Here is a 15,118-nt window from a genome sequence, read left to right as displayed (position 1 = left end):
TAATACCAATTACCCTTGAACATGCCGCATGATCAAGAACGCTAACGCCCATTGGGACGCCATGTTCGGCAATCTGCAATCTGCAATCGTAAATGGTATAACGCTCCACAGGGGCATCCGACGCTTGGACATGGTGCCACCACATGCGCCAGAGCGTAACAACGCCCGCGCCGCGCCAGCAGCATGCAACAAGCGACTCGCCTCAGCATGTAGCACTACCGACCTTCTCCCATCCGGACTATACCGTCGGCCCTGGAATCGCACCAGGTCCTGCCTTATACCAATTACCCTTGAACATGCCGCATGATCAAGAACGCTAACGCCCATTGGGACGCCATGTTCGGCAATCTGCAATCTACAATCGTAAATGGTATTACGGCTCGCGGGCTTGTGTGGAAAAACCACCATCACCGCCGGTCAGGAATTGCACCATGCCCCGAAGGTCTATCATGAGATAGGGTACGTCATATTGAGGCGGGCGTCAACTTAGGGTTGCATCAAGGAGATACCTTTGACGCAGCCTACAACGTATATTACACTTAGGCGTATAGCTTTGCTTTGCAACAATCTACGTTGCCGTAAGGAGGTTGTCCTGATGCAGCCACGCGAGTTTATCACGCCCGCACACATGGTGGTCGGTTCAAACGCCGTTGAGCAGTTGGGTGAGCAGTGCCGGAAGCGCGGCTGGCGCAAGGCGCTCATTGTGACCGATAAGATTATGGCGAGCCTTGGGCTCGTTGCGCGGGTTGAAGAGTTGCTTGCCGCCAGTGATGTTGGCAGCGCTGTCTATGCTGGCGTGAATAGCGAGCCAGTGGTTGAGTATGTCCAAGAGGGGTTGGAGGTCTATAAGGCCAATGCATGCGACATTGTGGTTGCAATCGGCGGCGGTAGCCCGATTGATGCCGCAAAGGCGATTGCGGTGCTGGTGAGTAACCCGGGTTCGATTGAGCAGTATAAGGGCCTTGGCAAGCTGAATAACCCCGGCGTGCCCCTTGTGGCCATTCCGACTACCGCTGGTACCGGCAGCGAAGCAACCCTCTTTACCGTGATCACCGATCAGAAGACCGATGTCAAAATGCTGATTGGTAGCCCCTATTTGATGCCGACGGTGGCCATTGTTGACCCCTTGCTGACTATCTCATCACCTCCAGGGGTGACGGCTGCGACGGGTGTAGATGCGCTTGTGCATGCTATCGAAGCCTATGTCTCGGTCAAGCGTCAGCCCATGAGCGACATCTTCTGCATCTCGGCGATTGAGTTGATTAGCCAGAACATCCGCCAAGCCTGGGCCAATGGCAACAACATTGCCGCCCGTGAACAGATGATGCTCGGCGCCATGCAGGCCGGTATCGCCTTTAGCAACGCCTCGGTTGCCCTCGTCCACGGCATGTCGCGCCCCATCGGGGCCAATTTCCACATTGCCCACGGTGTCTCCAACGCGGCCCTCTTGGCGGTCGTTACCGATTTTAGCCTGATTGGCGACCCACTGCGTTACGCACGTATCGCCCAAGCCATGGGCGAAAACATCAACGGCCTCTCGCTCATGGATGCCGCCGACCGCGTGGTGGTGGCCATTCGCCGCCTTGTGCGCGATATTCGCATCCCTTCGCTGCGCGAGCTCGGCGTCGAACGCGAACGCCTGATGGAGTTGGCCCCCAGCATGGCCGATGCCGCAATTGATAGCGGCAGCCCCGGCAATAACCCCCGTAAGCCCACCAAGCAGGAGATTGTTGAACTCTATGCGCGGGCTTATGATGAGGTGTAGGTGTGGTGAAAAACTCTGCACCCTCTGCACCCTCTGTGCCCTCTGTGCCTCTGTGGTGAAAAACTCTGTGCCCTCTCCCCCCTCTCCCCCCCATCTGCGTCACCGCCCACTACCCGGATGGGCGGTGAATCTCATGGCCTGATCAGGCACAATATGTAGCGTGTGTGCCAAATTTCACTAGGTCATAATACGAGGTTGTAACGATGACAGCACCTACGGCTGCTGGGCGGTTGAACGGTAAGATCGCCATGATCACTGGTGCCGCTGGCGCGATTGGCGAGGTGATTACCCGGCGCTTCCTGGATGAGGGGGCGACAGTGGTGATCAGTGGACGCAATGATGCAAAGCTCCAATCCTTTCGGGCGAAACTGCTTGCCCAAGAGGGGGTTGCCGAAGAGCGCGTCGTTGCGATCACAATGGATGGGCGCGATAGCGCCGCTGTACGGGTTGGTGTGGCTGATGTGGTGCGCCAACTTGGACGCATTGATGTCTTGGTCAATAATGCTGGTGGCGATGGCCCCCATCAACCGCTTGTCCAGATTCCCCTTGGAACTGATGCCCTTGACGATACATCGCTTACCGGCGCGGTGGCGAGTGTCCTGGGGATCGCGTGGAACTTTATACGTGCGGTTGCACCCCATATGCCCCCTGGTGGGAGTGTCATCAATGTCTCGACCATCTTTTCGCGTGCCGATTACTACGGTCGCATCTCCTATGTGGTGCCCAAGGCTGCACTCAATGCGTTAAGCCAAACGGCGGCCCGCGAACTGGGTGATCTCGGTGTGCGCGTCAATCTGATCTACCCCGGCCCGATTGAGGGTGAACGTATCCGGGGTGCGTTTCAGGCGATGGACGAACTGAAGGGTCAAGCCGCGCAGACCACGGCTGACCAGTTTTTGAATGTGATGCGCCTCGGTCGCCCTGATGCTGAAGGCCGTCCGGTGCGCTCCTTCCCCCATGCCAGTGATGTGGCGAGTACGGCGCTCTTCCTTGCCAGCGATGATGCCGCCGCGCTCAGTGGTGAGTCGCTTGAGGTGACCAATGGTATGGATCTGCCTGCCGAGAGCCATACAACCTTTACCGCTCGTCCTGGCTTGCGGGCGGTGGATGGATCGAACCGCGTGGTGCTGATCTGCGCGGGTGACCAGCTTGAAGATGTGATGGCCCTCACTGGTGTGCTGCGTTCCTGTGGTGCCGATGCGGTGATTGGCCTGCGCTCGCGTGAGGCGATTGCTCTACTTGAGAGCTCCTTGGCCGAGAGCCGCCGCTTCGCTGGGGCCAGTTTCATCCCACCGATTATTGTTCACCTCGATCCGCGTGAGCCCACAACGATTGATGCCGCCCTCGCGCTGATGCTGGAGAATACCGGCGGGCCCCACGGTGCGATTATCCTGCCAGCACGCGCGAAAGCCCCCGCCGAGCGCGTCGTCACCGCGCCTGATGAGCAGGCGAACGCCTTTCTCAACGAGGAGATCGCCGGTACGGTCGCTATTACCGCACGCCTTGCCCACCATTGGCAGCAGGTGCGGATTGCGCCCGGTGCGCCAAGCTACCAGCCCCGCGTTATCTTTATGAGCAATGGCGATGACCGCCGGGGCAATGTGTTGGCCGATGTGGCCCGCGCTGGCATCGAGCAACTGGTGCGCGTCTGGCGCCACGAGGCCCATCTGGATCACGAACGTAGCGCCCCCGATGAACTGGGCCAGCCCCTGCCCCCCATCTGGGCCAATCAGATCATCCGCTATGTCAACCACGAGGATGATAGCCTCGATTTTGCCTGTGCTGCAACCGCCCAGTTGCTGCTCAGTAATCGCCAGATCGAAGAGATTAATCTCTACCTCCCCACCAATCTGGCCGCAACCACCGGTTCTGGACGGCCCTCCTTTGGTTGGGCCGAGAGCCTGATTGGGCTCCATTTGGGCAAGGTGGCGATGATTACTGGTGGCAGCGCCGGTATCGGTGGCCAAGTGGGCCGTCTGCTGGCCCTCGCCGGGGCACGGGTGATGCTCGCAGCCCGCGATAAGGTCAAGCTCGATCAGATCCGCAATAGCATTGTTGGTGAACTGCTTGAAGTGGGCTACAACGATGCCGATGCGCGTGTTCAGGTCTTCCCCGATTGCGATGTCGCTCGTGAAGCCGATATGGCTGCATTGGTTGAACGCACCCTGGCCACCTTTGGGCGGGTAGATTACCTGCTCAACAATGCGGGCATTGCGGGCGAAGAGGAGATGGTGCTTGATATGCCGATCAAGGGTTGGCGGCATACGCTCAATGCCAACCTGATCAGCAACTACTCGCTCATTCGCAAGCTGGCGCCGCTGATGAAGCAGCAGGGCAGCGGCTATATCCTCAATGTCTCCTCCTACTTCGGGGGCGAAAAGTATGCCGCTATCTCCTACCCCAACCGCGCCGACTACGCCGTGAGTAAGGCGGGCCAGCGCGCCTTGTCCGAGGCGTTAGCGCGCTTCCTTGGCCCTGAGGTGCAGATCAATGCCCTCGCGCCCGGCCCGGTTGAAGGCGACCGGCTCAAAGGCTCCGGTGAGCGCCCCGGGCTCTTTATGCGCCGCGCCCGCCTGATCCTGGAGAATAAGCGGCTCAATGACATCTACGGGGCTCTGATTCAGGCCCGCCGCGATAGTGATCACTCCGTCGCTGACCTGCTGGCATGCCTGACGAGCAATAAGGTTGCGATGCTCTCCGAAGATGAGGCGGCTCCGCCTGCGCTGCGCCGTATGGCTGCCAGCTTTGTGAAAGATGGCGACCTCGGTGCCTCTTCGGGTGTCTTTTTGATGAACAGGAGCATCGCCGAGAAGTTGCTCGAACGGCTCAAGACTGGCGGCTACCTGACTGAAACCACCAAGCATGCGTCGAGTGAGGAGTTGGTCTCCATCCAGCCGCCTGAGCCCTTCTTTGCCCGTGCCCAGATTGAACGCGAGGCGCGCAAGGTGCGCGACGGCGTGATGGGCATGCTCTACCTGCAACGCATGCCTACCGAGTATGATGTGGCGATTGCAACCGTCTACTACCTCGCCGACCGAGCGGTCAGTGGTGAGACCTTCCATCCTTCGGGCGGCTTGCGCTACGAGCGCACACCTGTGGGTGGCGAGCTCTTCGGCCAAGCGAGTACCGAGCGCATGGCCCAGTTGGTTGGAAGCACCGTCTACCTCGTGGGTGAGTACCTAGACGAGCATCTTGAGGTGCTGGCGCGGGCCTATCTGGAGCGCCACGGCGCGGCTCAGGTAGTACTGATCACCGAGACCGAGGCCGGGATTGCCAATCTGAGCGAGCGTTTGCGCGACCACGCCGATGCCGGGCGGATCAAGTGCATCGCAGCAGGGACCGATCTCGAAGGGGCCTTTGATCGCGCTATGGCTACCTACGGTCGCCCTGGGCCGATTGTGAGTACCCCCTTCCGCCCGCTGCCCACCGCGCCCCTCGTTGGCCGCGTAGACAGCGACTGGAGCACCGTCCTCGACGAGCAGGGCTTTGCCGACCTGTGTGAGCAGCAACTCACCCACCACTTCCGTGTAGCCCGCAAAGCCAGCCTGATTGACGGCGCTGCCCTGGCGATGGTCACCCCTGAGACTACCGCCACCTCACCGACCGAGCAGTTCGCCTTGGCCAACTTCGTGAAGACGACCCTGCACGCCTTCACAGCCACTGTCGGCACCGAGAGCGAGCGCACCGTCCACCGCATCCTCGTCAACCAAGTGGACTTAACGCGCCAGGCGCGGGCTGAAGAGCCACGCAGCGACGCCGAGCGCAACCAAGAGCTCGAACGCTTCATCCAGGCGGTCGTCCTCACCACCGCACCCCTGCCCCCCACAGAGGACAGCCGCTACTCCGGGCGCATCAATCGCGGGAGTGCCATTACGGTGTAAGCAGAGATGCAGAGGGTTGAACCACAGAGACACAGAGAACACAGAGGAGTTTTGTGGCCCAGCAATCAGACCACTACAACCTCTGTGCCCTCGGTGCCTCTGTGGTTCAATGCTCGGTACCTCTTTTTAGCGTTCCAACTCATCTGCCTCATCTGCATTGAGGCTCTGCATCGCCTGTTGTGTGCGTTGCTCATTGAGCGCTTCGACAAAGGATCGAGGACGGTCGGGACTCAGAATGAGTGGATTTTGGCCATAACGCGCCACGGCAACCAAGCGGCTTGTGTTGGTGGCCACAAAAAAGACCTCGCCATACGGATCGAGGCGGTATGGCCCCTGGTAGCCAAAGATGCCCGCATTAAAGGCAAAACGCAAGCCCCGCCGTGGCACATCGGCTAACGAACCGGCCAACGACGCACCACTAATCTCGTCCAAGGGAATGCGTAACGAGCGCCAGAGCCGCCGTCGTAACACCAATTGGTTTGCCTCGACCACATAGGCCCGCGGCTGAAATGCATAGGTCAGCAGCAGAAAGAGCGCCAGCGCCAAGGCCAGTGCAATCGGCACCAACAGCCCTTCCCAACGCAGATTAGCCAAGTAGGCGAAGAGCAACGGCAAGACCAGTAGCCCCCCCAAGTAGGCAAGGCCATTGGTGAGACGCTGGGCATAGGGATCGAGCGGTGCGACCGCAAAGCTTTGGATTGGTGGTGGTGTCGGCTTGTGCTCGGTCATGTTCTCAGTAGTCGATAGCATATCTGGTATTATAGTATAGAGTGTCTAGCTTATTCAGAAAGTATGCTTCCGTGAACCTCTTGCCCTTACTTCCTGTTACGCCCAATTTCCTGACTTGGCGCGGTCACCGTATTGCCCACTACCAGGCTGGCACAGGCCGCCCGGTACTGCTCATCCACAGCATTAACGCTGCCGCTTCAGCCTTCGAGATGCGTGGCCCCTTTGATCATCTTGGTGAAGGGTTTGCCATTCATGCCATTGATCTGCTTGGCTATGGCAATAGTGATCGTCCAGACCGGCGGTACTGGGCGGAAGATTACATTAGCCAGATTGAGTTGGCCCTTGAGACCATTGGGCAACCAACGGTAATCATCGCCAGTTCACTCGGCGCTGCCTACGCCGTAGCGGCCAGCGTACGCAAGCCTGAACTCGTCAGCGCACTCATTCTAGCCTGCCCCGTCGGCATGGGCAAGCTCACCGAGCCGCCCGGCGCGATTGCCAATGGCTTCTACAACGCCCTGCGCGGCAATGCTGGCGCGAAACTCTTTGAACGGCTGACCACCATGGGCAGCATCGGCTACTTCCTACGCTCCGATGCCTACCACAATCCTGCCAGCGTGACCTACCTCACCCAAGAGGCATTTTACCAAGCCTGTCGTCGCCCAGGTGCGCACTATGCGCCGATCTGCTTCCTCACGCGCCAACTCAACTGCGACATTCGCACCGTCTTCCCCCGCATCACCCAACCGACCATGATCATCTGGGGGCGCTACGCCCGCACCACCCCACTACGCAGCGCCGACGCCTTCCTAGCCGCCAATCCACGCGCCCACCTTGAGGTCATTGACCACGCCGCTATGCTGGTGCAGGATGAATGCCCCACCGATTTTAGCGAAATCTGCCGTAATTGGATCGCTTCGCTGTAGCGGGATGATGCGAGGGAACCTGGTTCCCTCGCATCCTCCCACACTGCGGTGTGGCATAAGCCTATATTGTTGCCACCGAGCGCAACACCAAGATCAAAAGCACCAAACAGCAACCGAGCAGATGCAGAACAGCCCGCCGCCCCTCCCGTTCACGGAAGTAGGTAAGTGCCGCAGGCAAAAAGCTCACGGTTACGAGGGCATAGAAGATGTGCAGCGCCAAATCGAAGCGTCGGATGTTGCCCACGAGCAGCAATACCCCGATCACGAATTGCGCCATGATCAGCAGTTGAGCTACCCAGAGCATGGCCATAAAGCTTGGGCCCGCTCGCCCGCGTGCGACCTCGATGACGCCCCAGAGTAAGAGAACAATCAATAAACCCGTCGTAGTGATGGGCAAACGACTGTGGAGAAGTGCAATACGTTCCATGAGGATAGAAACTAGAAAATAGCAGTAAGGAAATAGCGTTCCTACTGCACTATTTCCTACTCCTAAGGTGCAGAAGGCGGACGCTGCCCCGCCAAGACGGCTGCCAGCCAACTGCGGTAGAAGACGATCAAGTTACCCATCAGTTCGGGCAACAAGAGACGCGCTTCTTCAACGCAGACCGATTGGCGGGCGACCGAGACATCAGTGATGCAGTGTTTGAGTGCGGCAGTGTGCATCTCCACGGCGTCGCGCGGGCTGGCCCAGAGCGTGCCTAAGCGTTCACTCATTTCACGCAGCTTATCGGGGACACGCGAGGCACCTTCATAGAAACGATGTTCAGCCGCATGGTTGATCAGGTCGGCATAGGCCGCCACCAACTCCGCAAAGGCCTCTGGGTCGTACTGGCGTAGCGGCGAGGCTGAACGCGGCCCATCGTAAAAGGGGTGATCAAAGGTGCCGGTAAATGCACTCGACGACTCGTTATCGGTGCGCTCCCACTTGGCAAAGAGGGCCGCACCTTGGCCAGGCGCCACCTCATCGAGGGCTTGGCGTAGTTCCTCCATGTGGGCTTGGGTGCGGTTGACCGCTTCGGCGGTATTGCGGAGCAACTCGCGCTCCAAAAAGCCAATCTGGTAATCCTGCAACGCTTGGTCTACTTTACGCCGCAGTTGATGAATATCCCATGGTTTGGGCAGGAAGCCGCGCACATTGCCCAGATTGAGCGCATCAACCAGCGTCGTTACATCGGTATAGCCCGAGATCAGAATGCCACATGCATCAGGGCGGATGGCGCGTGCCCGTTCAAGCAACTCCACGCCAGTAATTTGCGGCATCCGCTGATCGGTCAGAATCACCGCAATCCGCTCGCGGGCAATAATCTCAAGTGCATCTTCAGCAGAATTGGCGGTAAAGACCGTAAACTGGGAGCGTAGACTCCGAGCCAACGATTGGGTCACCTTGGCGTCATCATCTACAATCAGGATCGCAGGGCGGTCTGCCTCGGCTCGATGCGCGGCTGAGGATGGTGTCATAGAACCTCCGCGTTTGATCTACAGCCATGGCAGTTCATGGGAAGTCCCGATATTATACCGCACTCGCGCTATGCCTGCACAGGGACATAACAGATGCGTATTGAATAAGCCCTCCGGCGGGGGTGCGGGGGCGGCGAAGCCGCCCCCGCAGAACCTGTTTCTTCCGTTTTGGCGGCACAGCCGCCAAAACGGAAGAAACATAGAGTTTGGGGCGAAGCTCCAAATAGCAGGTTTTAGGGTGGTAACCCTAAAGTTAAGGCGAAACCCATCACCTTAGCGCCGCAAGGCGCTCAGAATTTGGCGCAGCAGCGCATTGAGCAGGGCTATTTCGCTGGCGTTGGGTTGGGCGCGGGTGAAGAGTCCGCGTAGGCGTCGCAGGTTGGTGCTGCCGTCGCCCGCCTTGACGAAACCACTCGCGCTCATGGTAGCACGAAGGAGTTGGATCAAGACTTCGTGGTCAGCGCCGGGCGCGGGCGTATGGGCTGGCAGTGGGGGCAATGGCTGCTCTGCCGCCATACGCAGTTCGTAGAGCAGCAGCAGTACCGCTTGGGCCAGATTGAGCGAGGGGTAGTCAAGTGTACTTGGCAGGCGCAATACCACATGGCAATGGTCAAGCGCGGCCCGGTCGAGGCCGTGATCTTCGGGGCCAAAGAGCAGGGCAACGCGGCTCGTTTGGGCTCGTACCAGCAACTCAGGTGCCAATGCACGTACATCGTTGCACATCGGGCGTTCGGGATGCATGCGTTCGCTTGTGCCCACCACATAGTGTACATCGGCGAGGGCACTGGGCAAATCTTCAAAGATCTCCAAGGTCTCTATAATATCTTCGCTGCGATGAGCAATCCGCAGCAACTCTTCCACTGCATAGGCCACCGGTGCGACCAGGCGCAAGTGGCATAGCCCCATATTCTTCATGGCGCGCATTGCTGCACCGATGTTGCGTGCATCTTGGGGCCGGTGCAGGATTAGGAGTAGGGTTTGCATGTTAGGGGAGGATACAGAAACGAGGAGATAGAAAATAGGCAATAGCGCAAAAATCGCCCGGTGTAGGGGTTGGAGTGCCGGCTTTAGCCGGCTAAAGCCGGCACTCCAACACCAGTTCATAGAATTTTCAGATAGCATCTAACATGTAAAGCACCATGAAAACATGTCTTACTTCAAAATATAATAGGTCGCACGTTTATCACCTACTTTGAGTAACAGGCCGCGTTCGACCAGATCGGCCAAATCGCGGCGGACGCTCTCGGCACTCACGTCAGGGTAGCGTTCTTGCAGGTCGCGGTTGGTGATGCGATGCTCACGGGCGAGTTGCACCATTGCGGCGATCTGGCGCTCGTTCAGGCCCATACGCACCCATTCGCGGGTATCCAACCCTGCGGGGGTTAAGTCATCCACGGGTTGGCCGGTGAGAGTAACGAGGAAGCCGGCGGCGGTTTCCCGAAATTCAGGCGGAGGCAGACCGGCGGCCTCCATCTGGCGCAGCATACGATCAATCCCGTAGCCAAGCCGCTCGATCATGCCATAATCGGCCAAGACTTGCACGAGGCTCTCGTTGCGCGAGTAGCGTTCTTCAACGATATTTTGCAGCGTAACATGGCCCGGCAAGCGCCCTGGCGAATAGACCTCTAGCCGGTCGCTAAAGAGCGCCACGCGGATGCCCTCACCCCGCACACTATAGTCGCGGTGAGCCACCGCATTGACCAATGCCTCGCGCACAGCCCCTGGGGGAAACTGGGTCCAATCTTGGCGTTCAAGGCCATCCATGCGGCTGCCCTTACGCATATGTTCAGCGAGCCAGCGTTCGGCGCGGCGCACCGCTTCAGGCAGGGTGGCGCGCACATCCTCGCGCTCAAAGATGTCGGCCATGTCGCGCCCGCGGTAGCGCACCAGGGTGACTTCAGCCTGAGGGTAGCGGGCTTCGATCTGGCGGGCAAAGAGCAACATTCCGGCATTGGTGGGCAGCGCCGCGCCCGTTGGCGCTGCGGCCCGCGTGAGGCAGCCACGCGCATAGAGCAGCGCCATAGGCTCTTCTGCGGCGGCGGGGCCAACCCGCTGGGCGTAGGCTGCAATTTTTGCCTGATCCAGTTCAGCCAAACTGACCCCAGCAGGTACGCTGCGCTCCCAACTCACCTCGCCCCGTTCGAGCAGCAAGCGGCGTAGCGCATCGGGGGCGAGGGGTTGGTTGCTGGCCCCTTCGCGGCGCAAATATTTGCCGTGTAGCGCATAGACCTGCGAGAGACCAGCGGGGACGTGGAGTACCAAGAGTACCACGCCGTTGAGGGTGACCTCGTGCGGTAGCGGCAGCACCAACGGGGGCGTACAGACCAATGCTGCATCAATCAGGAGATCGCGGGCCGCAGCTAGATCGGCGACGCCCTCAACTTTGGCCCGTGTACGGCCCGCCAAGCCAAGGATCAGGCTGCCGCCATGACCGTTGGCAAAGGCCACCAAGCTCTCGGCGATCTCGTCGCGCCGCGCCTTGCTGCGGGCAAAAGCGACCTGGGGGCCTTCACCGGCAGCAATGAGCAGTGCTAGTGCGGATGCTTCCATAGGTCTTCGCCCTGACGTTGACGCTGATCCAAAAAATCCTGCAAAATAATGGCTGCTGCCACCTGATCCACCTGTTGGCGGCGTTTCTCTGGTTTGACGCCGAGATCACGCAGCAGTTGCTCGGCAGCGGAGGTGGTGAGGCGCTCATCGAAGAGGTGAATGGGCAAAGTAAGGCGTTCGCCGAGCGCTTCTGCGAAACGCTGAACCACTTCAGCCTGGGGGCCAACCTCGCCCCGCAGGGTTAGGGGCAGACCAACAACAACTTCGTAGACCCCATGTTCAGCGACAAGGCGTTCGATGCGAGTCAGGGCTTCTGCTTGAGGACGGGCTTGCAGCGTCGTTAAGGCACTCGCCAAACGGCCCGAGGGATCACTCAGCGCGACACCAATACGCCGTTCGCCCACATCCAAACCAAGCGAGCGCTGCTCTTGCATGTTCACCGTGCCACCTCAATCTGCCATTCCCAACTTGGCATACGCTCAACATCGGGTAAGGTATAGCTGCCAATCAAGCCAGCATCAACCATCGCATCAAGGTTCGCTTGGGCCGCCCTGCGGTCTTGACCAAGCACAGCGGTCAGCACTTGAGCCACAACGCCATCATCTAGGCGCGCACGGCAGCCGGGGCTCTGCGTATCGGGAGCGATCTGGCCATTGACCAACAGGCTCTCACCGTCCCAGCGCCACTCAGTAGCCACAGGGGCACGGCAATCGCCCGGCGCGATCCGTCCGGCTTGGCGTAACTGCTCGGTGATCGCCATGCCCAATTGGCGCTCCAGCGGACGATCACGTTGGGTGGCGAGGGCGCTATACTCAGCACGGATAATCAGGCTAAAGGAGGGATCAGAGGGATCAATGTTTTCGCCAATGGGCGGTTGCACCTGATACTCAAAGCCAAGCATCTGTTCCAGATCGCTGCGACGCGGTGTAATCGTACTCGGATCAAGCGCCAAATCTTGGGCCAGGGCAAACTCATCGAGCCGTTGGCGGGCCAAGCTATCCATACCCTCAAGGGCAGTCGCGAGCAACGCCTCAACCTCGTCTGCATTCACAATCCGCACTTCCGCTTCGCTACCACCAGTTAAGGGGCCGTGTTGGACAAGCAGGCCGCCTGTGCCCACACTGAAGGCCGCACCACCGGGGGGCGTAATCCGGCGCACACTATTCTCACCCACATTGGAGCCACTCCCAGGCGAACGGGCCTGCACTGCGACACTCGCCTGCCCGCGACTCGTAATCACCTGTGCCCCCGTATCGCTCGTGGTAGCCGCAGGTACCTGGACATCAGCAAGACTCAAGAAAGGCACATCGCGCCCATCGCCGCGCAGGGCCACAAATTCACTGCCCGCAGGCAGGAAGATCGGCTGCTGACTAGAGTTCAAGATCGTCACAGTGCCGCCGGCACTGCCAGAAGGTGCCATCGTACCCTCAAGCACCTCTCCCTCGACACTATAGGTCACCTCATCGCGCAGCGGCGCAGCGGCAACAGCAGTCGTACTGGTACTGCCAGGGGCGGCGAGAGGCAGCGGCAGCGCCGTAATCAGATCAATCGTCTCTGGGGGCACTGGCGGCGTCACCACCACCGTTACGCGGCTGCCCCAGAGCAGCACAATCGCAATGATAGCCAAGAGACCCACGAGCGTAATAGCAAGCGACGAGGTCAACCAGATGCTTGTCTTTGGCCGCAGGGCCGCAGGGGTACGGCGCGAGCCCAACTCAGAGGCGACCGAACGCTCACGGGGTGAACGCTGCCTTGGCGGGGCCGCAACCACCTCTGGTTGTGCAGCCCGGCGAGACGAATGTTCTGGCTCATGGTGCAAACTTGCAGCCAGCAGTTCATCATCGTTTGGCGCCTGGCGCACCGGCGCACGACCGGCACGCAACGCCGCCGCCAAACTCGCCTCAGCCGCCGCCAGATCTTCGGCTGGCGTCGAACGGGGGGCCACATCAAGATCATCGAGTGCGGCTAGAAAATCTTGGTCAGTTGCAGATACCGCAGCAGGCGTTGGGGGCGCAGCGGGGCGCACAGCATCAGTGACAGCCAGGGTCGTAATCCCAAACTGACGTGCCAGAGCCAACGTAGGCGCATCGCGGGTAATCAAAAGCAACTCAAGTCCAGCGTGGGAAGCGCCTTCAGCCAAATGGGCCACTTCGCTGGCATCATGCAGAACGTCCACCCCATCGGGTACCAAGATCTGCACACGGAACGAACCACTACGCCGCGCCCGTGCCAAGATCGCCTCAGCCCGATCCGTCGGCGTGACAATCAGCAGGGGCGCTTCGGGTTGATCGCGGAACATAGGTTAGTTGCCTTACATTTATAATAGGCCATACGCAATGAAAAAAGTTGCAATTCCTCAGATCCGAAATTTAGAATTATACCAATTACCCTTGAACATGCCGCATTATCAAGAACGCAAAAGCCCATTGGGACGCCATGTTCGGCAATCTGCAATCTACAATCTGCAATCTACAATCTACAATCGTAAATGGTATTATTCCTGTTGCGCCAACCAACCATGCAGATCATCCAACGAGTTTAACTCAAGCACAGCCTCACTCAAAGCTAAGAGTTGCGCTGAATCAAGCTGGATTACTTGGTGCTGCAAGGTAGCGGGGAGCGATCCACAACGGCGCTTGAGGAGACGCAAGACAACTTCTTGCAAAATCTCGGCACGGCCCTCTTCGCGGCCTTCGGCACGGCCCTCTTCGCGGGCTAGTTGTTCAAAGCTGGTTACAAAGGTATCCATACCTTGCTCCTCCTGTTCAATCTGACGTATTGTAGCACGCACCTGTCTATTCGTGTTCGGATCGAGACGCAGCAGTTGATCCAGTAAGCGGATGAGTTTACGAAAGTCGTCTATGCTATAGCCCTTACGCAAACATGAGCGAAAGCGAGCGATTTTGCGCTCCATTCGTTGCGCTGGTTGTCCTCGCGTCTCGAGTGCATCGCAATGGATCAGGGTTAGCGCTGCAACGGGATTGTTGCTCGCCTCTAGCATGCTGCGGTCGAGCTTGATCAATTTTACTGTAGGAAATTTGAGGGTAAGCTCACATTCCCAGAGATTATAGCCAAAGTGATCGGGATGCCAAGATGCTCGCTCATCGCCTAGCACCGCTAAACTGACGACTGGCTGCCGTTGGCGGTCGAAGAGCCGAGCATGATAACGGAACATGCGCTCAGGAAATTCCGTATCATACTGCGATTGTATCTCGATATGAACAAAGACCAAAGATTGTTTGCCATCACGCCGTATGACCTGCACAAGCGTGTCAGTATGTTGTTTTCCCTGCGAACGATCAGGGTCAATCTGCTCAAGTGCCGTTGTGAGAAAATGAAAGGGTTTGCTCCAATCAATCGCGGCGTAGACAAGAGGAAAGAAGAGTTGGGTAAAGGGCGGAAAGAAGTGGTGCATGGCGTATTTCCATGCACCATCAAAATCGGAAGGAAGGGATTCCATTGGTATGCCTCGTGGGTAGTCGGGTATCCAGAAACCATAGGGGTCTACTAGATCTACCGCACGAGCAGCCAAAAAGTTACGGTTTTGGGCTGATTGCGAGGCGTTAAGGTGTTAGGGAAGCGGATTTTGTTCATTGCCCCATTGTTTTGTCATCCTGAGAGACCGTAGGTAGTGCCGACTTATGGTCTTCCAGAAATTAATCCGGTGTCGCGGCACGGACTAGACCTGATAGATATGCCAGATCTGCGAGGTCTGGTTAGCGGATTATTTACTGGAAGACCATTAGTCGGCTGAGGTCTTCTGGAAGCGATGGGAAGCCGACTAAAGTCGGCACTACGATGGCCGCTCA

General features: G+C 58.6%; 11 protein-coding genes and 1 riboswitch. Of the genes, 3 read left to right on the top strand and 8 right to left on the bottom strand.

The features are described from left to right. Positions 1-217 precede the first annotated feature (217 nt). A riboswitch (FMN riboswitch) is annotated at positions 218-448 on the bottom strand. A gap of 147 nt (positions 449-595) precedes the next feature. Together CJ255_RS12570 and CJ255_RS12565 are read left to right on the top strand one after the other, a co-directional pair. Continuing rightward, complete coding sequence (locus tag CJ255_RS12570) at positions 596-1,765, top strand: iron-containing alcohol dehydrogenase (RefSeq protein ID WP_245863372.1); 1,170 nt, start codon at positions 596-598, stop codon at positions 1,763-1,765. Positions 1,766-1,968: 203 nt separating this feature from the next. Beyond that, on the top strand, positions 1,969-5,646 hold the full coding sequence (locus CJ255_RS12565; protein WP_097644447.1) for an SDR family oxidoreductase: 3,678 nt from the start codon (positions 1,969-1,971) through the stop codon (positions 5,644-5,646). 126 nt (positions 5,647-5,772) lie between these two features. Here CJ255_RS12565 and CJ255_RS12560 read toward each other — a convergent pair whose 3' ends face one another. Next, positions 5,773-6,375, bottom strand: coding sequence for a PH domain-containing protein (locus CJ255_RS12560; protein ID WP_097644446.1), 603 nt, complete (start codon positions 6,373-6,375; stop codon positions 5,773-5,775). A 71-nt stretch (positions 6,376-6,446) separates the two neighbouring features. Between CJ255_RS12560 and CJ255_RS12555 the strand changes: the two genes are divergently transcribed. After that, on the top strand, positions 6,447-7,301 hold the full coding sequence (locus CJ255_RS12555; RefSeq protein ID WP_245863369.1) for an alpha/beta fold hydrolase: 855 nt from the start codon (positions 6,447-6,449) through the stop codon (positions 7,299-7,301). Between the two features lie 61 nt (positions 7,302-7,362). Here CJ255_RS12555 and CJ255_RS12550 read toward each other — a convergent pair whose 3' ends face one another. From CJ255_RS12550 to CJ255_RS12520, 7 genes are all read right to left on the bottom strand, one after another. Beyond that, positions 7,363-7,728, bottom strand: a complete 366-nt coding sequence (locus CJ255_RS12550; protein ID WP_097644444.1) for a hypothetical protein — start codon at positions 7,726-7,728, stop codon at positions 7,363-7,365. A gap of 62 nt (positions 7,729-7,790) precedes the next feature. Next, a complete protein-coding gene (locus CJ255_RS12545) occupies positions 7,791-8,759 on the bottom strand; it encodes a response regulator (protein WP_097644443.1) in 969 nt (322 codons plus the stop codon). Between the two features lie 273 nt (positions 8,760-9,032). Beyond that, positions 9,033-9,743 carry an RNA methyltransferase gene (locus CJ255_RS12540; RefSeq protein ID WP_165774690.1) on the bottom strand — a complete coding sequence of 237 codons (711 nt, stop codon included), beginning with the start codon at positions 9,741-9,743 and terminating at the stop codon, positions 9,033-9,035. Positions 9,744-9,911: 168 nt separating this feature from the next. Next, positions 9,912-11,309 carry an ATP-binding protein gene (locus CJ255_RS12535; protein ID WP_097644441.1) on the bottom strand — a complete coding sequence of 466 codons (1,398 nt, stop codon included), beginning with the start codon at positions 11,307-11,309 and terminating at the stop codon, positions 9,912-9,914. Continuing rightward, entirely contained in the window at positions 11,291-11,743 is a 453-nt protein-coding gene (gene ruvX / locus CJ255_RS12530; protein ID WP_097644440.1) for a Holliday junction resolvase RuvX, read from the bottom strand. Before ruvX ends, CJ255_RS12535 begins: the two co-directional genes overlap by 19 nt. A gap of 2 nt (positions 11,744-11,745) precedes the next feature. After that, positions 11,746-13,608, bottom strand: a complete 1,863-nt coding sequence (locus tag CJ255_RS12525; RefSeq protein ID WP_097644439.1) for a hypothetical protein — start codon at positions 13,606-13,608, stop codon at positions 11,746-11,748. A gap of 195 nt (positions 13,609-13,803) precedes the next feature. Continuing rightward, positions 13,804-14,769, bottom strand: a complete 966-nt coding sequence (locus CJ255_RS12520; RefSeq protein ID WP_097644438.1) for a DUF4351 domain-containing protein — start codon at positions 14,767-14,769, stop codon at positions 13,804-13,806. Positions 14,770-15,118: the final 349 nt, after the last annotated feature.

This window comes from Candidatus Viridilinea mediisalina (assembly GCF_002532535.1).
GTDB classification, from domain to species: Bacteria; Chloroflexota; Chloroflexia; order Chloroflexales; family Chloroflexaceae; genus Viridilinea; species Viridilinea mediisalina.
This window is presented reverse-complemented; position numbering and strand designations above follow the sequence as displayed.